The organism is Planobispora longispora (genome assembly GCF_016863135.1).
In the GTDB taxonomy this organism is placed as follows: domain Bacteria; phylum Actinomycetota; class Actinomycetes; order Streptosporangiales; family Streptosporangiaceae; genus Planobispora; species Planobispora longispora.
On record NZ_BOOH01000021.1, the window covers coordinates 1 to 19904 of the forward strand.

Sequence of the window (19904 nt, forward strand, 5' to 3'; positions counted from 1 at the left end):
TCGTCTGCGCGAGTGACTCAGAGAGGGATGTTGCCGTGGGCGCCGCGGGCCGGGGTGGCCTGCGCCAGCACCCGGGCGATGGCGCCGCGGGTCTCCTCGGGCTTGATCACCTCGTCGACCACGCCGAGCTCGATGGCCCGGTCGAGGCCGCCGGCGAGGATCTCGTGCTCCTCGGCGAGCTTGGTCTCCAGGGCGGCCCGCTCCTCCTCCGGGGCCGCCGCGAGCTCGCGGCGCTTGAGGATGCGGACCGCGGCGACCGCGCCCATGACCGCGATCTGGGTGGTCGGCCAGGCGAAGACCTTGGTGGCGCCCAGGGAGCGGGAGTTCATCGCGATGTAGGCGCCGCCGTACGCCTTGCGCGTCACCAGCGTGACCCGCGGCACCGAGGCCTCGGCGAAGGCGTGCAGCAGCTTGGCTCCGCGCCGTACCACGCCGTCGTGCTCCTGGCCGACGCCCGGCAGGTAGCCGGGGACGTCCACCAGGACGACCAGCGGGACGCCGAAGGCATCGCACATCCGGACGAACCGAGCGGCCTTCTCGGCGGAGGCCGCGTCCAGGCAGCCGCCCAGACGCATCGGGTTGTTGGCGATCACTCCGACGGTCCGGCCCCCGAGCCGGCCCAGCGTGGTGACGATGTTCGGCGCCCACTTGGGGTGCAGCTCGACACCCGGCTCGTCGAGCAACCCCTTGACCAGGGGCTTGACGTCGTAGGCGCGGCGGGCGCTCTCCGGGAGCAGGTCGGAGAAGTCGACCTCGTCGACCTCGGTGCGGATGCGGCCCTGGTGGCCCAGGAGCACCGCCAGGCGGCGGGCCTGGACGTAGGCGTCGGTCTCGGTCTTGGCGACCACGTGCACGACGCCGCTGCGCTTGCTGTGCGGCTCGGGGCCGCCGAGCGCCGCCATGTCGATCTGCTCGCCGGTGACGCTGCGGACCACGTCGGGCCCGGTGACGAAGATGCGGCCCTCGTCGGCGAGGATGACGATGTCGGTGAGGGCCGGGCCGTAGGCGGCGCCGCCGGCGGCGGGACCGACCACCACCGACAGCTGCGGGACCACGCCGGAGGCGCGGGTCATCGCGGCGAACACGCGGCCCACCGCGTGCAGGGACTCGACGCCCTCGGCGAGACGGGCGCCGCCGGAGTGCCACACGCCGATGACCGGCACCCGCTCGCGGACCGCGACGTCGTAGGCGTGCACGATGTGCTCACAGCCCTCGCTGCCCATCGCGCCGCCCTGGACGCGGGCGTCGCTGCAGAACACGACGACCGGCACGCCCTCCACGCGGCCCATCGCGGCGAGCACGCCGCTGCGGTCTTCCGGAGTGATCAGCCGGATCGATCCCTCGTCGAGGAGGGCCGCCAGGCGCACCTGGGGATCCCGGGGATCAGCGGCCTCCTTGTCGGAGGGCTCGGTCACCACCCTGTTGTCGAGCACGGTCATACGGAGCTCCTGTCAGACGCTGGTGAAGGCCACGGCGACGTCGTGTCCGCCGAACCCGAAGGAGTTGTTGATCGCCGCGATCTGGCCGCCCGGCAGCGTGCGGGGGCCGCCGAGTACGAGGTCCACCTCGATGCCGTCGTCGAGGTCGTCCACGTTGATCGTTCCAGGGGCGACCCGCTCGTGCAACGCCAGGACGGTGAAGACCGACTCGATGCCCCCGGCCCCGCCCAGCAGGTGACCGGTCATCGACTTGGTCCCGGTGACCAGCGGGTGGCCGCCGATGACCTCCTTGATCGCGATGGTCTCCACCACGTCACCCGCGGGGGTGGAGGTGGCGTGCGCGTTCACGTGCTTGACGTCCTGGCCGGTGAGACCGGAGTTCTCCAGGGCGCGGCGCATGGCCAGCATGACCCCGGCGCCGGTCGGCTCCGGCTGGGCGATGTGGTGGGCGTCGGCGGAGTAGCCGACGCCGGCGGCCACCGCGTAGATCGTGGCGCCCCGGGCGCGGGCGTGCTCCTCAGACTCCAGGACGAGGATGCCGGCGCCCTCGCCGAGCACGAACCCGTCACGCGCCCGGTCCCACGGCCGGGAGGCGCCCTGCGGGTCGTCGTTCCGGGTGGACATGGCCCGCATCGCCGCGAAGGAGCCGATGTTGAGCGGGTGGATGGCCGCCTCGGTGCCGCCGGCCACGATCACGTCGGCCCGGCCGGAGCGGATCATCTCGATGGCGTAGCCGATGGACTCCGCGCCGGTGGCGCAGGCGCTGACGGTCGCGTGCACGCCGGCCCGCGCCCCGACCTCGATGCCGATCCAGCCGGCGGGGCCGTTCGGCATCAGCATCGGGACGGTGAACGGCGAGAGCCGCTGCCAGCCCTTCTCCTTGAAGGTGTCGTAGGCGGACAGGATCGTGGTGATGCCGCCGATCCCGCTGCCCACCACGACGCCGAGGCGCTCGGGGTCGACCTTCTCGATCCCGGCGTGCGCCCAGGCCTCGCGGGCCGCGACCAGCGCGAGCTGCTCGGCCCGGTCCAGCCGCCGCGCCTCCGGCCGGGGCAGCACCTCGGTCGGGTCGACGGCGGCGACGGCGGCGAACTTCACCGGGACCGAGTCGATCCAGTCCTCGGTGAGCGTGCGGACCCCGGACTGACCGGCGAGGAGGGCCGACCAGGTCGAGGCGGCGTCCCCACCGAGGGGCGTCGTCGCGCCGAACCCGGTGACGACGACACGTACCCGGTCTGTACTCACGTTCTGCACTCCTTGGATCTCGCGGTCGGTGCCGGGGATCTCCGGGACTTCTCGTCACCGGATGGCGTCCCCGACGTGTCCCCGGCGTCCTCGGGTGGCGAGGTGAGGGTGGTACGGCGCCGCGTGCCGGGGGAGACGGCGCCGCCGGGGCCCGGTCAGGACCCCCGGGCCCCCGGGGAGTCGCGGGCGGATCCTCGCCGTGGGCGAGGCCCGTGGCCGCGACCCGGGGCGTGTCCGGTGGATCCCCGCCGCGGGCGCGCCCCGGCGAAGACCCACCGAGTCACGCCTCAGCCCTGGATGTAGCCGATGACGTCCTTGACGGTCTTCAGGTGCTTGAGCTGGTCGTCGGGGATCTCGACGCCGAACTCGTCCTGGGCGGCGACGGCGATCTCGACCATGGACAGCGAGTCGATGTCGAGGTCGTCCACGAAGCTCTTCTCCGGGGTGACCTCGGCGGCCGGGATGCCGGTGATCTCGTTGATGATCTTGCCGATACCAGCGAGGATCTCCTGCTCGGTCATGGCCATGTCGCGTGTTCTCCTTGGGTCGGTTTTCTTCTCGTTCTGCGCGGCGGGGCCGCGCAAGCACTGGAAAGGATCTCAAACGTCCGGGACGACGAGGTCCGTATGGGGTTGTGCGTGCTCTCGGTCTATGGGATCTCGACGACCTGGGCGGCGTAGGTCAGACCGGCCCCGAAGCCCAGCAGCAGGGCGAGCCCGCCCGACTCCACCTCGCCGCGCTCGATCATCCGGGACAGGGCCATCGGGATCGAGGCGGCGGAGGTGTTGCCCGCCAGCACGATGTCCTTGGCGACGACGGCGTTGTCGGCGCCGATCTTGCGCGCGATGGCCTCGATGATGCGCACGTTGGCCTGGTGGGGCACGAAGGCGGCGAGGTCGGCGGGGTCCACCCCGGCACGCTCGCACGCCTGCCTGGCCACCGGGTGAAGCGAGGTCGTAGCCCAGCGGAACACGGTCTGGCCTTCCTGATGGAGGAAGGAGTGGCGGTCCTTGACGATGATCGCGTCGGACTTGTCGCCGTCGCTGCCCCACACCACCGGGCCGATGCCGGGGGTGTCGGACGGGCCGACGACCGCGGCGCCCGCCCCGTCGGCGAAGATCACCGCGGTGGCCCGGTCGGTCCAGTCGATCCAGGGCGAGAACTTCTCCACGCCGACGACCAGCACGTTGGTGGCCGATCCCGCGCGGATCGCGTCGTTGGCGACCGCCAGCGCGTAGCAGAAGCCGGAGCAGGCGGTGTTCACGTCGAAGGCGCCGGGGGCGTTGATGCCGAGCCGGGCGGCCACCCGGCCGGCCGCGTTCGGGATCTGCGTCTCCAGGGTGCAGGTGGCCACGATCACCAGGTCGATGTCGGCGGCCGACAGCCCGCTCGCCGCGATGGCCTTGCCGCCGCCCTGCACGGCCAGGTCGATCTCGGACTCGCCGGGTGCGGCGATCCGGCGTTCCTGGATGCCGACCCGGGTGCGGATCCACTCGTCGTTGGTCTCCATGGTCTTCGACAGGTCGTCGTTGGTGACCACGTTGGAGGGCTGGTAGTGGCCGAAGGCCAGGATCTTCGCGCCCGGGGCGCCCTGTGAGATCTTCATCGGACGATCACCCTTCCCCGGTCGTGTCGGACCCGGACGCGAGGAGCTCCCGGGCGGGGCCGAGGTCGTCGGGCGTCTTCAGCGCGACGGCGGTGACCCCGCGCAGCGCGCGCTTGGCCAGGCCGGTGAGCGTGCCGCCGGGCAGCAGCTCGATCATCGCGGTGGCGCCCCGCTCGGCCATCGTGGCCATGCAGGCGTCCCAGCGCACGGGGTTGGCGACCTGGTCGACCAGGCGCCCGATGAACTCGGCTCCACTGGTGATCACGGCGCCGTCGGCGTTGGACAGCAGCGCGACGGACGGGTCGCGGGGCGGGAGTGAGGCGGCGGTCTCGCGCATGCGGTCGACCGCCGGCGCCATGTGGACGGTGTGGAAGGCCCCGGCGACCGAGAGCGGGATCAGGCGCGCCCGGGCCGGGGGCTCGGCCTTGAACGCCTCCAGCCGCTCCAGCATGCCGCCCGCCACGACCTGCCCGGCGCCGTTGATGTTGGCCGGGGTGAGGCCGTGCTTGTCGATCGAGGCGAGCACGTCCTCCTCGACGCCGCCGAGCACCGCGACCATGCCGGTCTCGGTGATCGCGGCGGCCTCGGCCATGGCCCGGCCGCGCTCGCGGACCAGGGTCAGGGCCTGCTCGGCGGTGAGGACTCCGGCCAGGACGGCGGCGGTCAGCTCGCCGACGCTGTGCCCGGCGACCATGCCGGGCGCGCCCGAGCCGGGCGCGCCGGAGGCGGGAACGACGCCGAGGACCTCGGCGGCGGCCAGGCCCGCGGCCACGAGCAGCGGCTGGGCGACCGCGGTGTCACGGATCTCGTCCGCGTCGGCGGTGGTCCCGTAGGCGATCAGATCGAGGCCGACGATCTCGGACCACGCGGACAGCCGATCCGCGATGCCGGGGATCTCAAGCCAGGGGGTCAGGAAGCCTGGGGTCTGGGCGCCTTGGCCCGGAGCGACGATGACGAGCACGAAATCCAGCCTGCCCTGTAGAGGTCCACCACACGGATAGAGATCAGGATGAACTTTGTCCGCAATCTTTTGTAGGGAACATACAGGGGAGGTTTCGGCAGAATTAAGTAAGGACACCTACGTCAGAGACGGTTCGGACAGACGCCCGAGAATGAGGCCCACCTGGAGGGTGAAGGCCGAACGCCCCTCCGTGGGCTGGTATCCGGTCAGCTCTGTGATCTTCCGGAGACGGTAGCGCACCGTGTTCGGGTGCACGAACAGCAACCGGGCCGTCGCCTCCAGGGACGTGCCCTGCTCCAGATAGGTCGCGAGCGTGTCGAGGAGCGGCGTGCCCACCAGCGGCAGGTAGACGTTCTCGACCAGCTGTGCCCTGGCGTCCTCGTCGCCGTCGATGGCCCGCTCGGCGAGCAGGTCCTCGGCGTGGACCGGCCGGGGCGCGTCCGGCCACCCGGAGGCGGCCCGCAGCCCGGCGATCGCGGCCCGCGCCGACCGCGCCGCGGTGTGCAGGTCGCTCACCTCCGGCCCGATCACGATCGGGCCGGGGCCGAAACGCGGCACCACGTGCTTGGCCGCCGCGGAGACGCTGTCGGCCCCGCCGACGATGACGATCAGCTGGTCGCCCTGGACCCCGGCCAGCATGTCCAGCCCGGCCCTGCGGCCCCGGTCGCGCAGCCCGTCGATCACCGCCTGCGGGTCGTCGTCGGGCGCCTGCCCGGCGAGCACGACCACCGGCGAGGAGGTCCAGCCCAGCGCGGCGGCCCACGAGTGCAGCCCGTCGTCCACCTCGCCGCGGACCAGGGCGTCCACGATCAGCGCCTCCAGGCGCGCGTCCCACGCGCCGCGCGCCTCGGCCTCGCGGGCGTAGACGTGCGCGGCGGCGAAGGCGACGTCCCGCGTGTAGCGGAGCATCGCCTGCTGGAGCTGGTCGTCCCCGCCCGGCGCGGCCAGCTCTCCGGTCTGCGCCTCGACCACCTCGACCACGGTCCGGACGATGTCCACGGTCTGCTGCAGGGAGATGGACCGCTTCAGCTCGCGGGGCGCGGTGCCGAAGAACTCGATGCTGGGCGCCGGCTGTCCCTTCCCGGCGTGCTGGAACCACTCCACGAACGCGGCGATCCCGGCCTGGGCGACCAGCCCCACCCAGGACCTGTCCTCGGCGGACAGTGCGCGGAACCACGGCAGCCGCTCGTCCATTCTGGCCATGGCGGCCGTGCCCAGGGAGCCCATGGCCCGTTCCAGCCTGCGTGTGGTGTCCTCGCGGATCCGATCGTTCACGGAATAAAGAGTGCCAGGTCGCCGGGAATGCGCCAGCCCGTCCGAGTCGTGGACATGGGAGGGCTAGATCACGGCGACGGCGGTGATCAGACCGAGGGCCAGGTGGGTGACCGCGAGCAGGCGCGTGCCGGGCTGGAGCTCCGGTTCGGAGACCAGCTTGCGGACGGAGATCCCGGCGGCCAGGTCGAAGAGGATCATCGCCACGGTCTGCACGGCGATGCCGACCAGCCCGTAGACCAGCGTCGCCAGCAGTCCCTCCTGCAGCGCCCCGCCGGAGGACCAGATGGAGGCCGCGACGATCAGGCCGACGGCGGCCAGGCCGGAGGAGGTGAGCAGGGTGGCGTTGGGATTGCGGTCGGTCTTGATCAGCTGGCTGAGCTTGCCGGGGATGGCCAGGTCGATCACGTAGAAGCCGATGATCAGCAGGAGCACGCCGAGCGCCGCGTAGGAGGCGATGGCGAGCGCGTCCCGGACGAGGGTCTCGGCGAGGGTGACGGTGCCGGTCGTGTCGGGAAGCGGGACCGGCTGCGGGCTGGGAGTCATATGGATTCTCTCCGGGCGGTGAAGGTTGGTGTTCGAGGGGCTGAAGAGGTTGCGGGGGCCGGGGTGCGGGGCGTCACCATCCTGCCCTCACAACTCGATGCGGTGGGGCACGAAGGACGACGTGTCGTCGGTGATCAGCCCCGAGGTCTCGCGGATGCCGAGCCCCGCCGACTCGTCGCAGACCACCCATGCGCCCAGCACCGGCCGCCTGCCGTCGAAGGACGGCAGCGCCTCGAAAGCCTGGTGGACGTAGCCCTCGGCGCCGTAGGAGCCGCCGGTCTCGACGTTCTGGCCGGGGCCGACGATCCGCATGCTCGCGCCCTCCCGGCCCAGCAGCGGCTTGGCGATGTGGGCGGTCAGGTCGCGGGGGCCGTCGAGGTAGGCGGGCAGCAGGTTCGGATGGCCGGGGTACAGCTCCCACAGGACGGCCAGCAGCGCCTTGTTCGACAGGAGCATCTTCCACAGCGGCTCGATCCAGGTCATCGAGATCTGCTGGCGCACGGCCCGCTCCCCGAACGGGTCGGCGATCGCCCACTCCCACGGGTAGAGCTTGAAGAGCGTACGGATCATCCGGCGCTCCATGTCCACGAACCGCAGGTTGAGGCCGTCCCAGCCGATGTCCTCCATGGCCACCGCGACGGTCGTGAGCCCGGCCTGGTCGGCGGTCTCCTGGAGGTAGGCGAGCGTCATCGCCTCCTCGCCGGTCTCGTCCCTGTTGGTCCAGGCGAAGTGGGCGGGCCCGGTGGGCATCACCTTCGCGATGTCCCGCCAGCGGTCGATCAGCCGCTCGTGGATGGAGTTCCACTGGTCGTCGTCCGGGTGGCGGTCCTTGAGCCAGAACCACTGCACGACCGAGCTCTCCAGCAGGCTGGTCGGGGTGTCGGCGTTGTACTCCAGCAGCTTGGCCGGGCCGGTGCCGTCGTAGCGCAGGTCGAACCGGCCGTACAGGTGCGGGTCGCGCCGCTCCCAGGAGCGGGCGATCTCCGGCGCCGCCCACTCGGGGACGGCGAAGTCGGCGTAGCGGCCCCGCTCGACGACGTGCTCCACCGCGTGCAGGCACATGCGGTGCAGTTCCTCGACCTGCTCCTCCAGGGAGAGGACCTCCTCCATGGAGAAGACGTAGTGCGCGCTCTCGTCCCAGTAGGGACGGTCGAGACCGCCGGGGTGGGCCGTACGGTGGTAGGCCAGGCCCTGGCTCTCGATGATGCGCTCCCAGCCGTCGCGGGGGAGCGAGGTCTCTCGTCGCATCGGCCGGCGGTCAGCTGCCGGAGCCGCCGCGGCCGCCGAAGCCGCCACGCTGGATCACGGTGCCGTTGCGGCTGACGATGGAGACGTCGGAGGGCTTGACGGTGGTGCCCTTCGAGACCTTGGTCCCGGAGCGGAATCCCCCGTAGTACCAGCCGTAGGCGCCGCGCGAGCCGTGGTAGCCGTCGTCGTCGCAGTAGTCGTCGTCCACGACCTCGTAGGTGCCGTCCGACAGCTGGTTGCCGAGGTTGACGCAGTCGGCGTTGACCTCCTCGTAGTCGTCGTCAACGGCCGCGCACGAGCCGATGACGACCAGCGCGACGACGCCGATCGTGCCGAGGGTGATGACCGTGGACGCCTTCGAGCCCGACTTCCCCGACTTCTTCGCCTGGGGGTTGGACTTGCCGGAGGGGTTCTGCGCCATCGGGTGTTTCTGCGCCATTGAACTCCAATGAGATGTGTCAGGCCAGCGTAGCCAGGGCGTTTTAGCTGTTCAACTGTGTGACCATCCTGTTAAGTTCCCCGGGCGGCGGGGTTGTCGGTGAGGGACCGTAACGTCGGGGATGTGAACCGTACCGACCGGCTATACGCCCTCGTCGAGGAGCTGCGCGCGATCTCTCCCCGGCCCCGGTCCGCCCGCGATCTCGCCGGGCGGTTCGAGGTGAGCGTGCGCACGGTCGAGCGCGACATCTCCGCGCTCCAGCAGTCCGGCGTGCCGATCTACGCCGAGCCCGGCAGGCGCGGCGGCTACGTCCTGGACAAGAGCAAGTCCCTGCCGCCGCTGAACTTCACCCCGGAGGAGGCCGTCGCGGTCGCCGTGGCGCTCAGCCGCGCGGGCGACAGCCCCTTCTCCGCCCAGGCCCGCAGCGCCCTGCGCAAGCTGATGGCCGCGATGCCCGAGCTCGACGGCGACCGGGCCAGAGAGCTGGCCGGGCGGGTGCACCTGCTCGTCGAGCCGGAGCCGTACCCCCGGGTCTCGCGGGTGATCGAGCAGGCGCTGCTGCACCGCCGCGTCCTGCGGATCGCCTACACCGACTCCAAGGGGCAGGCCACCGAGCGCGAGGTGGAGCCCGGCGTCTTCGTCGGCGGCCGCGGCGGCCACTGGTATCTCGTGGGCTGGTGCCGCAGCCGCGGCGACGTCAGGATCTTCCGGCTCGACCGGATCTCCAGGGCCGAGGAGACCGACGAGCCCTCCCCCGAGCACCCGCCGGAGCGGTTCTCCCCCGAGGTGCCGGGCCTGGTGTTCGGAAATCCGAAACTCGAATGAAAACACCGACATAGGGCTGTCGTCAGTACGGTTCATCGTAGAGGTGTTCGAGGAAAACAATCCGAAGGGACACCTGATGATCAACACCGTCGCCTGGTTCGAGATCGCCACCGACGACCCGCAGGGCGCGGAGAAGTTCTACGGCGGCCTGTTCGGCTGGACGTTCTCCACCGACGAGGACTCCGCCAAGGGCGGGATGGACTACCGGCTGATCGGCTACCCGGGCGCCGAGGGTCCCAAGGGCGGGGTGTACGGCAACGGCGGCCAGTTCCCCAACCACGGGGTCTTCTCGGTGGTCGTCGCCGACACCGCCGTCACCTGCGAGCACGCGGAGAAGCTGGGCGGCGAGATCGTGTTCAAGCTGCTCGACAACCCCCACGGGCCCGACTTCGCCTACATCCGCGACGTCTCCGGCAACCTGTTCGGCGTCTTCACCCCGCCGAACCTCCCCGCCGGGGCGTGACCGCGCGCGGGCCCGGCTGCCCGGAGGCGCCCCGCCTCGCCGGTCACCGGTGACGCGATGACGGGCCCGGCCGGTCTCCCAGGGCGAGGAGCGCCTCGCGCAGGAGGTCGGCCAGAGCCCGGGCGGTCTCCTCGGGCACGCCGGCGAACAGGGCTTCGTGGGCCTGGGTGGTCGCCACGGCCAGTTCCTCGGCGCGCCGGACGCCCAGCGGCGTCAGCCGCACCCACGAGCTGCGCCCGTCGGCCGGGTCGGGCTCGCGCTCGACGAGCCCGGCGGCGGTGAGCCGCTGCAGGATGTTGCTCGTCCCGCCGGTGGTGAGCGAGGAGCGCGCGGCCAGCAGGCTCGGCTTGAGCCGGTACGGGGCTCCGGCCCTGCGCAGCGTCGCCAGGACGTCGAAGTCGGCGTAGGTCAGGCCGTGCTCCCCGAGCACGGCCTGGGTGACCTCCTCGACCCGGCCCTTCAGCCGTCCGAGGCGCTTGACGATCTCCAGCTGCACGGTGGCGGTCTCCGGCAGCTCGGCCCGCCACGCCTCGATCATCTCGTCGACGTGGTCGCGCTCTCCGATGCGGCCGCTCTCCCCTTTCGGCATGGGATTGAGGATATCTCCCTCACCTGATAGCTTTCAAAAAAGCTTTCTTGATTGCTATTCCGAAAGGGGACTTCCGTGCGCACTCTCATCACCGGCGGAACCGTGATCGACACCGAGCCGGAGCCGCGCGTCCTGCCCGGGACCGACGTGCTGGTCGAGGACGGCGTCATCACCGCCGTGGGGCCGGGACTCGCGACGTCCGCCGGCCTCCCTGAACTCCCCGAGCCGGCGGGGCCGTCGCATGCCGCGGGGCTCGCGGAGGCCGGATCCCCGGACGTCCAGGTCGTCGACGCGACGGGCATGATCGTGCTGCCCGGGTTCGTCGACACCCACCGGCACGTCTGGCAGAGCGTCTTACGCTCCGTCGCCGCCGACATGACGCTGGGCGGCTACCTCGACCTCATCCTCGGCCGCCTGGGTCCCGCCTTCCGCGCCGAGGACGTGCACGCCGCGAACCTGTGGGGCGCGCTGGAGGCGCTCGACGCCGGGATCACCACGCTCCACGACTGGTCGCACGTCCAGCTCACCCCCGAGCACACCGACGCGGCGATCCAGGGCTTGCGGGAGTCGGGGATCAGAGCGGTCTTCGCCTACGCGCACCCCGGCAGCGGCGACGCCGTACGCCGGGAGGACGAAGTACGGCGGACCGCCGCGACGCTCGGCGGCTCCGGCCTCGTCACCCCCGGCCTCGCCGCCTGGGGCCCGGTCTACGGCTCGATCGCCGGGGCCGAGGCCGACTGGCGGCTCGCCCGCGAGCTCGGCCTGCGGATCAGCCTGCACGCCACCGGGACCGGCGCGGTCGAGCGGCTGCACGCCGCCGGGCTGCTCGGGCCGGACGTCATGGTCGTGCACGGCAACGGGTTCACCGACGAGGCCGTGAAGCTGCTGGCCGGCGGCGGGTGCGTCGCGTCCGTGACCCCGGCGGTGGAGATGCAGATGGGATTCGGCGACCCGGAGACCGGCCGGTTCCGCGCCGCGGGCCTCCCCACCGGCCTGGGCGTCGACACGGTGACGAACGTCCCGGGCGACATGTTCGCCGTCATGCGCGCCGCCTTCGCGGCGGACCGGGTCCGGGGCGGCTGCCTGACCGTCGCCGACGTGCTGCGCATGGCCACGATCGAGGGCGCCGCCGTCCTCGGCCTGGAGGACCGGATCGGGTCGCTGCGCCCCGGCAAGCAGGCCGATCTCGTGCTCCTGCGCACCGACGGCCCGGGACTGGCCCCGGTCCACGACCCGATCGGCGCCGTGGTCACCGCCGCGGGCGTGCGCGACGTGGACACCGTGCTGGTCGCCGGGCGGATCGTGAAGCGCGCGGGCCGCCTGCTCCACCCCGGCCTGCCCGGGGCGCTCACCCTCGCGTCCCGCTCGGCGGCCCACGTCGTGGCCGGGGCCGGCGGGACGGGCGCGGCCGTCTCGCGGTGAGCGGCTCATCACGGCCGGACCGCCGGGATGGGCGTCGTCGTATCACGATGAGGAGCCCCGGCGCTTTCACAGAGGTCAGGGGACTGGGGCGGGCGGGAGCCGTACGGTGACCACGAGGCCGCCGTCGGGGCGGGGGCGGGCCTCGGCGGAGCCGCGGTGGGCCAGGGCGATGGCGCGGACGATGGACAGGCCGAGACCCGCGCCGCCGGCCGAGCCGGTGCGGTCGCGGTCCAGGCGGCGGAACGGCTCGAAGAGGTCGTCGACCCGCCCGGCGGGGACGACGCGGCCGGTGTTCTCCACGGTGACGAGGCTTCCCCAGCGGTCCCGACCGGTGCGCAGGACGACCAGGCCGCGCTCGTCGTTGTACTTCACCGCGTTGTCCAGCAGGTTGCCGATCATCCGCTCCAGCAGCACCGGATCGCCCTCCACCGGGGCCGGGCACAGGTCGGCGGCGGCCTCCGGAACCGAGGTGAGCGCGCTCCCGGCCAGTTCGGCCAGGTCCGCCGGGCGGCGGTCGGTCAGCTCGCGCTCGCTCTGCGCCAGCAGGAGCAGCCCCTCGATCAGCCGCCGCTGGCGGGTGTTGGACTCCAGCAGCTCGGCGCCGACCCTCCTGACCGGCCGGGGGAGTTCGGGATCGGTCATGGAGACCTGGAGCAGCGCCCGGTCGATCGCCAGCGGGGTGCGCAGCTCGTGCGAGGCGTTGGCGACGAACCGGCGCTGGCTGTCGAAGGCCCGGCCCAGGCGCTCCAGCATGGAGTCGAAGGTGTCGGCCAGCTCCCGCAGCTCGTCGTGCGGGCCGTCCAGGGCGATGCGCCGGTGCAGGGTGCTCTCCGACAGGCGCCGGGCCGTCTCGGTCATCCTGTGCAGCGGCGCCAGCACGCGGCGGGCCACGATCCAGCCGATGGCCAGCCCGACGCACCCGACGATCACGACGGCCGCCAGCGACCACTGGAACATCGAGGTCATGATGTTCTCGCGGTACATCTCCTTGGTCATGGCGACGGCCCGGACGGTGCCGGCGTCGGCGGGGATCCGGATGACGGGCCCGCCCGTCCCGAACACCGTGCCCGGCTTGGCCGCCAGGACGGTCTGTGAGATCACCCGCTCCACGAAGAAGTAGTTGACCAGCACGAGTATGGCGCCGGCGGCGAAGAACAGGCTGCCGTAGACCAGGGTCAGGCGCAGCCGCACCGAGATCCGCCGGGCGCTCACCGGTCGCGTCCCGTCGCCGTCGCGCCCATCCGCGGATCGCGCTCCGCCGCGCGTGCTCACCGTCCGGCTTCCGGGGCCGCCCCGCGTTCCAGCAGGCGGTAGCCCGAGCCCGTCACCGTCTCCACCACCGGAGGAGGGCCGAGCTTCTTGCGCAGGTTCATCACGATGACCCGCACCGAGTTCGTGAAGTAGTTGATGTTCTCGTCCCATGCCTTCTCCAGCAGGTCCTCCGCGCTGACCACGGCGCCCTCGGCCCGCAGCAGGATCTCCAGGACGGCGAACTCCTTCGGGCTCAGCCCGACGTACCGGCCGTCCCGGAAGACCTCGCGGCGGGCCGGGTCCAGGGTGACGCCCGCCCGGCTGAGCACCGGCGGGACCGCCTGGGAGGTGCGGCGGGCCAGCGCGCGCACCCGGGCAACGAGCTCGGGGAAGTCGAACGGCTTGCACAGGTAGTCGTCGGCGCCGATCGTCAGCCCCTCGACCTTCGCGTTCAGGTCCGCGGCGGCGGTCAGCATGATGATCCGCGCCGACACCCGCCCGGACACCAGGTGGCGGCAGACGTCGTCGCCGTGGACCACCGGCAGGTCCCGGTCCAGCACGATCACGTCGTAGTCGTTGACCGCCGCCCGCTCCAGCGCCGCGTCGCCGTCGTAGACCACGTCCACGGCGATGGCCTCGCGCCGCAGTCCGGTCGCCACGATGTCGGCGAGCACCCGCTCGTCCTCCGCGATGAGAACCCGCATGGCGGCCATCCTGGGTTGCGGCGGGTAAACATCGCATAAGGGTCGGTGCCCGGCCCGCCTGGAGGGACGGCGGACCGGAGGCGACGGACGGCGGACGCGAAGCCCGCCGCCCGGCCGGACACCGGGGCACGGCCCGTGGTCAGGTCGTGTTCAGCGCGAGGGTGGGGGACATCCGGGCCGCGCGGGCCGCCGGGTATATCCCCGCGGCCGTCCCGACGATCAAGGTGGCTGCCAGGCCTCCGGCCAGCGCCCAGGCCGGGACCACCGCGGGCAGGTCCCGCACGGCCGCGTAGCCGACCGTGACCGCCGCCCCCAGCGCCGCGCCCGCCACCCCGCCCATGCCGGACAGCAGCAGCGACTCGGCCAGGAACTGGCTGCGGACCTGGCCCCGGGTGGCGCCGAGCGAGCGGCGCAGCCCGATCTCCCTGCGGCGCTCCAGGACCGAGATGACCATCGTGTTGGCCACGCCGACCCCGCCGACGAGCAGTGCCACCGCGCCGACGCCGAGCAGCAGGTTCGTGAACGCCCCGTCGGCCGCCGCCTTGGCCTCCAGCGCGTCGGAGGGCCTGCTCACCTCGACCTCCTCCGGGTTCTCCGGGTTGACGGTCCTGGGCAGCGCGTCCCGTACGGCGGCGACCGACGCGTCGTCGGAGCGGACGTAGAGCGTGGTCGGGTTCCCCTCCGAGCCGAGGTGCCGCCGGGCGGCCTCGAACCCGACGAGCACCGACCGGTCGATCTCCGGGGCGAGCGTGGACGGCTCCAGCACGCCGACGACCGTCCACCACTGCCCGGCGATCCACACCTGGTCGCCCGTCTCCCGCACGCCCAGCCGCCGCGCGGCCACCGAGCCCAGCACCGCCGCGCGCTGCGCCGCCGTCGCCTCGTTGAGCCACACGCCCCGGTCCATCGGGGTCCGGAGGGTGCCGGGCAGGTCGAGGGAGGCCGCCAGGACGGCGAGCCCGCCGGTCTGCCCTCGCGGGATCATGCCGGTCCGCCGCACGCTCTCGCCGGTGCCGCCCGTCGCGCCGACGGCGGTGACGGGGCCGATCCCGGCGGCCATCACGACCGACTTCTCCGAGAACTCGGCGTCCTCGCCGAAGAGGGTCTGGCCGGGGGAGACGGTGAGCAGGTCCGTGCCGAGACGGTCGAGCTCGCCGAGCAGGCGCGCTTTACTGGAGGAGGAGATCCCGACGACCGCGACCATGGTGGCGATGCCGATCGCGATGCCGAGCGCGGACAGGATCACCCGGCCCGGCCGGGTCCGCAGCCCCGAGGCCCCCACGCGGACCAGGTCGGTCCAGCCGAGCCGCGCGGGCACCAGCGCGCCCCGCCCGCGGTCCCGTACGGTCTCGACCCGTCCGGACCGCCGCCCGGCGGGCTCGGCGGGCTCGATGGGCTCCGCAAGCTCCGTGCGCTCCACGGGGTCCGATCGCCACAGCTTCATCCTGCACCTCCGGAAAGTGCCCGCCCTCCGGATGCCGGTTCGCGGGATGTCCGCTCGTCGGCGACGATCAGGCCGTCGCGGAGCCGGATCCTGCGCGGCACCACCGTCGCGATCTCCTCGTCGTGCGTGATGATCGCGACGGTGGTGCCGGAGGCGTTGAGCTCGCGCAGCACGGCCAGCACCTCGCCGCCCGAGGCGGTGTCGAGGTTGCCGGTCGGCTCGTCGGCCAGGAGCAGGGACGGCCCTCCGGCCACCGCCCTGGCCACCGCCACCCGCTGCCGCTCCCCGCCGGACAGCTCGTTCGGCCGGTGGCCCAGCCGGTGCCCGAGCCCGACCCGCTCCAGCGCCGCGGCGGCCCGCCGCCGCCGTTCCCGCCGGGGGATCCCGGCGTACAGCATGCCGTCGGCGACGTTGTCGAGCGCGGTGACGCCGTCGGCGAGGTGGAACTGCTGGAAGACGAACCCGACGTGCCGGGCGCGCAGCGCCGACAGCTCCCGGTCCGTCAGCGACCCCACCTCGTGCCCGGCGATGGCGACGGTCCCCGCCGAGGGCCGGTCCAGCGTGCCGATCAGGTGGAGCATGGTCGACTTGCCCGATCCCGAGGGGCCCACGATCGCGACGAGCTCTCCGGCGTCCACTCGCAGGTCCACGCCCCGCAGCGCCCGGACCCCTCCCGGGTAGCTCTTCTCCGCGCCTCGCAGCTCGACCACGGGTCCCGTCCCGTTCCCAGGTCCGCTCGGTCCGTTCCCAGGTCCGCTCGGCCCGTTCCCAGGTCCGCTCGGCCCGTTCCCAGGTCCGCTCGGCCCGGCCACAGACTCCGTCCCGGTCCCGGTCCCGTTCGTGTTTCCGGGGCCGTCCGGATCGGCCACGGGCTCCGCCCCGTTCGCGAGGCCGCTCATGTCCGCGGCACCTCGACCTCCACACCCTCGGCGAGGCCCTCGCCGGACACCTCGACCCGGCCGGCGGCGAACAGGCCCGTCTCCACTGCGATGACGCGCCCGTCGGCCAGGCGGACGCCGTACCCGCCCTCACGCAGGGCGAGCAGGGCCTCGACCGGGACGGACAGCACGTCCTCGCGCACCTCGCTGCGGAGGTGCGCCGTGACGGGGGCCTGGTCGAGACGGCCGAGCTTCCCGGCGTCGTCCAGAATGATCTCCAGATCGATCGTGGACTCGCCGGTGGGCTGGCCGTTCTGCTCGACCGGCTCGGCGACCGTGCCGATCCCGGTGATGCGGCCCTCGACGGAGCCGCCGCCGGGCAGGTCCACCGTCACCGGGGCGCCGGCCCTGGCGAGCCGCTGGTCGGCGGAGTCGAGGTCGACGTGGACGGTCCTGCGGGTGCTCGTCGTGGTCACCACGGACTGCCCGGCGGACGTCCCGGCCGCGGCGGTGACCTCGGCGATCCTGACCGGGCCCGGGGCGACGGCGACCTGGGCCGCGTCGACCGTCCCGGTCTCCTCCAGGCCCGCGTCCTCCTGCCATTCCCGTACGGCCTGCCCGGTCTCCCAGGTGAAGTCCTCGTCCACCGCGCCGGGGTCGTAGCCGAGGGCCTTGAGGTTGCGCTCCAGCTGGCGCACGTCCCTGCCCGAGGTGGAGGACGACAGTGTGCGGTAGACGGGGATGTCGCCGTACATCAGGACCACCGGCCGGCCGTCCACCCGGTAGAGCCAGCCGCCGCGCCGTACGACGGCCCCCTCGTCGCGGGTCCGGGTGACCGTGCCTTGAGCGTGGTTGGGCAGCGTCCGGCGGTCCGAGTAGCCGAGCGTGCCGTCCACCGCCTCGGTGTCGGCCAGGTCGGAGCGGGTCACCTCGGCGGTCGCCGCGGGGGCGGTGGCGGAGGCCGCCGCGGTGCCGTTCTCCTCGCCGGTCATGATGAACGCCGCGGCGCCGCCCCCGGCGAGCAGGACGGCCGTGGCGGCGCCGGTGACCACCCTGCCGCGCCTCACGACCGCTCCGCGGGCCGGCCGGGCAGGAGCTTCTCGCAGGCTTTGTGCGCCTTCTTGAACTCCGGCGAGTCGGGGTTCAGCTCCGGGCCGCCGATCTTGACCCCGCCACCGCCGCCGGAGAAGTCGGGATCGGCCATGTCGATGCCGTTCTCCCGCATGCAGCGGGCGAACGCGAGCAGCGCGTCGCGGGCCCGGGGGTCGTCCACCGGACCCCTCATCGCCTTCGGGGCGTATTTCTGGCAGGCTTTGTGTGCTTTATCGAATTTATTCTTGTCGACTTTCCCCGCTATCTTCACGCGCTCGCCACCCGGTTCCGGATCGGGCATGTCGATGCCGTTCTCCCGCATGCACTGGGCGTACTTCACCCCGTCTTCCTGCGCGGACGCGGACGGCGATGCCGATGGACCGGTCGAGGAGGCCGTGCTTCCCGCCGTGGCGACCTCGGCTTTCGGAGCCTGGCCGCACGCGGTCAGAACGGCGAGCGGGACGAGCGCCGCCGCCATCCGGATTCTTTTCATGGGGCTTCCCTTCCTGTCGCCACAGATTCAACGGAAGCCCTGTTAAACACTCCTTAAGCGAATTCGTTTAACCCGTTCTTATGCCGGCCGGCTCGGGCGGGAGCGGCGGTCCTGGCCGGAGGTGTGTAATGTTCTGGCAAACCGCCGTAGCACGAGGGGTCGGCGATGCCGGATATGGAACCGCTGCGGCCGGGGGATCCGCCGCGGCTGGGGGACTACGAGCTGAAGGGCAGGCTGGGGGAGGGAGGCCAGGGAGTCGTCTATCTGGGGGAGTCGGGCAAGGGCGAGCGCGCCGCGATCAAGCTGCTGCACGTGCGCTTCACCGGGATGGCCCACGCCCGTTCCCGCTTCGCGCGGGAGCTCGCCGCCGCCCGGCGCGTGGAGGCGTTCTGCACGGCCCGGGTGCTCGACGCCGACCTCGACGGCGAGACGCCGTACATCGCCAGCGAGCTGATCGACGGGCCGTCGCTCCGTCAGGTCGTCGGGCGCGACGGGCCGCTGACCGGGGAGGCGCTGGAGAAGCTCGCCGTCGGCACGATCACCGCGCTCGCCGCCATCCACCACGCCGGGATCGCGCACCGCGACTTCAAGCCGGACAACGTGCTGCTGGCCCCCGACGGTCCCCGGGTCGTCGACTTCGGCATCGCGAAGATCATCGACGAGAGCGGGACCATCACCACCCGCGCGGTCGGCACCCCCGCCTACATGGCGCCCGAGCAGATCGCCGGGGAGGAGGTCGGCTGCCCCGCCGACGTGTTCGCCTGGGGCTCGACCATGGTCTTCACCGCCACCGGCCAGGCCCCCTTCGCCAAGGAGACGATCGTGGCGACGCTCAACCGCGTCGTCAACCACGAGCCCGACCTGGACGCGCTCCCCGAGGACCTGCGCCCCGTCGTGGCCGCCTGCCTGCGCAAGGACCAGGCCCGCAGGCCCACCGCCGATGAGGTGCTCCGGCGCCTGCTCGGCCACCCGGCCCAGGACGCCGAGGTCTCCGACGAGGTGCTGGCCGAGGGCGCCCAGATGGCCACGATCGACCTGACCCAGGCGGACCGGCCGGGCCCGGCCGCCGGGCGGCGCTGGCCCGTGCTGGTGAGCGGGGTGGCGGTCGTCGGCCTGGCCGCGGCCGTCGCCTTCGTGCGGCTCGGCCCCACCTTCGGCGACGGCGTCACGGCCACGCCCACGCCCACGCCGGTCGCCAGCCCGACCCCGACCCCGACGGCCTCCACCGGCTCGAAGCTGCTCGACCGGATCAGGGACACCGGGAAACTGCGGGTCGGCTATCGCACGGGCCTGCCGGGAATCGCCCTCGGTTCACGCGGCGGCCCGCTCGAAGGGTTCGAGATCGACGTGGCCGCGCGCATCGCGGAGGAGCTCGAGGTGCCGAGGAAAGGCCTGAAGTTCGTCCCCGTGGGCTACACCGAGCGTGTGTCCGCGCTGGAGCACGGGCGGGTCGACCTCATCATCTCCACCTTCACCATGACCCCGGAGAGAGCCAAGCAGGTCTCCTTCGCCGGGCCGTACTACCTGGCCCACCGGGACATCCTGGTCCGCGCCAGCTCCAAGATCACCAAGGTGGAGCACCTGCGGGGCAAGGCCGTCTGCGTGCCGGAAAGCTCGACGGCCGCCGGGATCCTCAAGGACGAAGTCGCCTTCGAGGCCGTCGAGGCCGCGGATATGTCGCAGTGCGCGGACAAGGTGCTCGACGGCAGCGCCGACGCCCTGGTCGGCGACGACCTGGTGATCGCCGGGTTCGGCGCCCGCAAGAGCAACCTCAAGATCGTCGGGGCGAAGCTCACCGATGATCCGTACGGCGTCGCCTTCCGGAAGGGCGACCGGGTGGCCTGCGAGAAGCTCAACGAGATCATCACCGCCATGTACCGCGACGGGACGATCGAGGACCGGCTCGAGCGCCACTTCGCCACCGTGGACTTCCGCTACGAGACCGAGCAGCCCAAGCCGACGGCCTGCCGCTAGGGCGGTGACGGGA

Annotated in this window: 20 protein-coding genes; 4 read left to right on the plus strand and 16 right to left on the minus strand. The window is 72.5% G+C overall.

Features of this window, described 5'->3' with window-relative positions; all coding sequences use genetic code 11:
* Positions 1–17 precede the first annotated feature (17 nt).
* The 9 genes from Plo01_RS14025 to Plo01_RS14065 all read right to left on the minus strand — a co-directional run bounded on the left by Plo01_RS14025 (position 18) and on the right by Plo01_RS14065 (position 8756).
* Complete coding sequence (locus Plo01_RS14025; protein WP_203891013.1) at positions 18–1439, minus strand: acyl-CoA carboxylase subunit beta; 1422 nt, start codon at positions 1437–1439, stop codon at positions 18–20.
* A 12-nt stretch (positions 1440–1451) separates the two neighbouring features.
* Positions 1452–2684, minus strand: coding sequence for a beta-ketoacyl-ACP synthase II (gene fabF / locus Plo01_RS14030; RefSeq protein WP_203891014.1), 1233 nt, complete (start codon positions 2682–2684; stop codon positions 1452–1454).
* 287 nt (positions 2685–2971) lie between these two features.
* Positions 2972–3211 carry an acyl carrier protein gene (locus Plo01_RS14035; protein ID WP_203891015.1) on the minus strand — a complete coding sequence of 80 codons (240 nt, stop codon included), beginning with the start codon at positions 3209–3211 and terminating at the stop codon, positions 2972–2974.
* A 122-nt stretch (positions 3212–3333) separates the two neighbouring features.
* Positions 3334–4290 carry a beta-ketoacyl-ACP synthase III gene (locus Plo01_RS14040; RefSeq protein WP_203891016.1) on the minus strand — a complete coding sequence of 319 codons (957 nt, stop codon included), beginning with the start codon at positions 4288–4290 and terminating at the stop codon, positions 3334–3336.
* A gap of 7 nt (positions 4291–4297) precedes the next feature.
* Positions 4298–5251 (minus strand): ACP S-malonyltransferase, encoded by a 954-nt coding sequence (locus Plo01_RS14045; RefSeq protein ID WP_203891017.1) that lies wholly within the window; start codon positions 5249–5251, stop codon positions 4298–4300.
* Between the two features lie 117 nt (positions 5252–5368).
* Positions 5369–6478, minus strand: a complete 1110-nt coding sequence (locus Plo01_RS14050) for a PucR family transcriptional regulator (RefSeq protein WP_203891308.1) — start codon at positions 6476–6478, stop codon at positions 5369–5371.
* 111 nt (positions 6479–6589) lie between these two features.
* A complete protein-coding gene (locus tag Plo01_RS14055; RefSeq protein ID WP_203891018.1) occupies positions 6590–7069 on the minus strand; it encodes a DUF350 domain-containing protein in 480 nt (159 codons plus the stop codon).
* A gap of 87 nt (positions 7070–7156) precedes the next feature.
* Positions 7157–8317, minus strand: a complete 1161-nt coding sequence (locus Plo01_RS14060) for a glutathionylspermidine synthase family protein (RefSeq protein WP_203891019.1) — start codon at positions 8315–8317, stop codon at positions 7157–7159.
* A 10-nt stretch (positions 8318–8327) separates the two neighbouring features.
* Positions 8328–8756 carry a hypothetical protein gene (locus Plo01_RS14065; protein ID WP_239316300.1) on the minus strand — a complete coding sequence of 143 codons (429 nt, stop codon included), beginning with the start codon at positions 8754–8756 and terminating at the stop codon, positions 8328–8330.
* Positions 8757–8879: 123 nt separating this feature from the next.
* On the opposite strand from Plo01_RS14065, the gene Plo01_RS14070 reads away from it, so the two are divergent.
* Together Plo01_RS14070 and Plo01_RS14075 are read left to right on the plus strand one after the other, a co-directional pair.
* Complete coding sequence (locus Plo01_RS14070; protein ID WP_203891020.1) at positions 8880–9581, plus strand: helix-turn-helix transcriptional regulator; 702 nt, start codon at positions 8880–8882, stop codon at positions 9579–9581.
* 76 nt (positions 9582–9657) lie between these two features.
* Positions 9658–10044: a VOC family protein gene (locus tag Plo01_RS14075; RefSeq protein ID WP_203891021.1), complete on the plus strand. Its 387-nt coding sequence runs from the start codon at positions 9658–9660 to the stop codon at positions 10042–10044.
* 43 nt (positions 10045–10087) lie between these two features.
* On the opposite strand, the gene Plo01_RS14080 is transcribed toward Plo01_RS14075, so the two are convergent.
* Entirely contained in the window at positions 10088–10633 is a 546-nt protein-coding gene (locus tag Plo01_RS14080) for a MarR family winged helix-turn-helix transcriptional regulator (RefSeq protein WP_203891022.1), read from the minus strand.
* A gap of 75 nt (positions 10634–10708) precedes the next feature.
* On the opposite strand from Plo01_RS14080, the gene Plo01_RS14085 reads away from it, so the two are divergent.
* Positions 10709–12055, plus strand: a complete 1347-nt coding sequence (locus Plo01_RS14085) for an amidohydrolase family protein (RefSeq protein WP_203891023.1) — start codon at positions 10709–10711, stop codon at positions 12053–12055.
* Positions 12056–12130: 75 nt separating this feature from the next.
* Here Plo01_RS14085 and Plo01_RS14090 read toward each other — a convergent pair whose 3' ends face one another.
* From Plo01_RS14090 to Plo01_RS14115, 6 genes are all read right to left on the minus strand, one after another.
* Positions 12131–13267: an ATP-binding protein gene (locus Plo01_RS14090; RefSeq protein WP_203891024.1), complete on the minus strand. Its 1137-nt coding sequence runs from the start codon at positions 13265–13267 to the stop codon at positions 12131–12133.
* A gap of 56 nt (positions 13268–13323) precedes the next feature.
* Positions 13324–14010 (minus strand): response regulator transcription factor, encoded by a 687-nt coding sequence (locus Plo01_RS14095; RefSeq protein WP_203891025.1) that lies wholly within the window; start codon positions 14008–14010, stop codon positions 13324–13326.
* Positions 14011–14149: 139 nt separating this feature from the next.
* Complete coding sequence (locus Plo01_RS14100; RefSeq protein WP_203891026.1) at positions 14150–15454, minus strand: ABC transporter permease; 1305 nt, start codon at positions 15452–15454, stop codon at positions 14150–14152.
* A complete protein-coding gene (locus Plo01_RS14105; protein WP_239316302.1) occupies positions 15451–16164 on the minus strand; it encodes an ABC transporter ATP-binding protein in 714 nt (237 codons plus the stop codon). The genes Plo01_RS14100 and Plo01_RS14105 overlap by 4 nt, the downstream gene beginning before the upstream one ends.
* A gap of 185 nt (positions 16165–16349) precedes the next feature.
* Complete coding sequence (locus Plo01_RS14110; protein WP_239316304.1) at positions 16350–17399, minus strand: peptidoglycan-binding domain-containing protein; 1050 nt, start codon at positions 17397–17399, stop codon at positions 16350–16352.
* Positions 17396–17902 carry a hypothetical protein gene (locus Plo01_RS14115; RefSeq protein ID WP_203891028.1) on the minus strand — a complete coding sequence of 169 codons (507 nt, stop codon included), beginning with the start codon at positions 17900–17902 and terminating at the stop codon, positions 17396–17398. Before Plo01_RS14115 ends, Plo01_RS14110 begins: the two co-directional genes overlap by 4 nt.
* A 180-nt stretch (positions 17903–18082) precedes the next feature.
* Between Plo01_RS14115 and Plo01_RS14120 the strand changes: the two genes are divergently transcribed.
* Positions 18083–19891, plus strand: coding sequence for a bifunctional serine/threonine-protein kinase/glutamate ABC transporter substrate-binding protein (locus Plo01_RS14120; protein ID WP_203891029.1), 1809 nt, complete (start codon positions 18083–18085; stop codon positions 19889–19891).
* Positions 19892–19904: the final 13 nt, after the last annotated feature.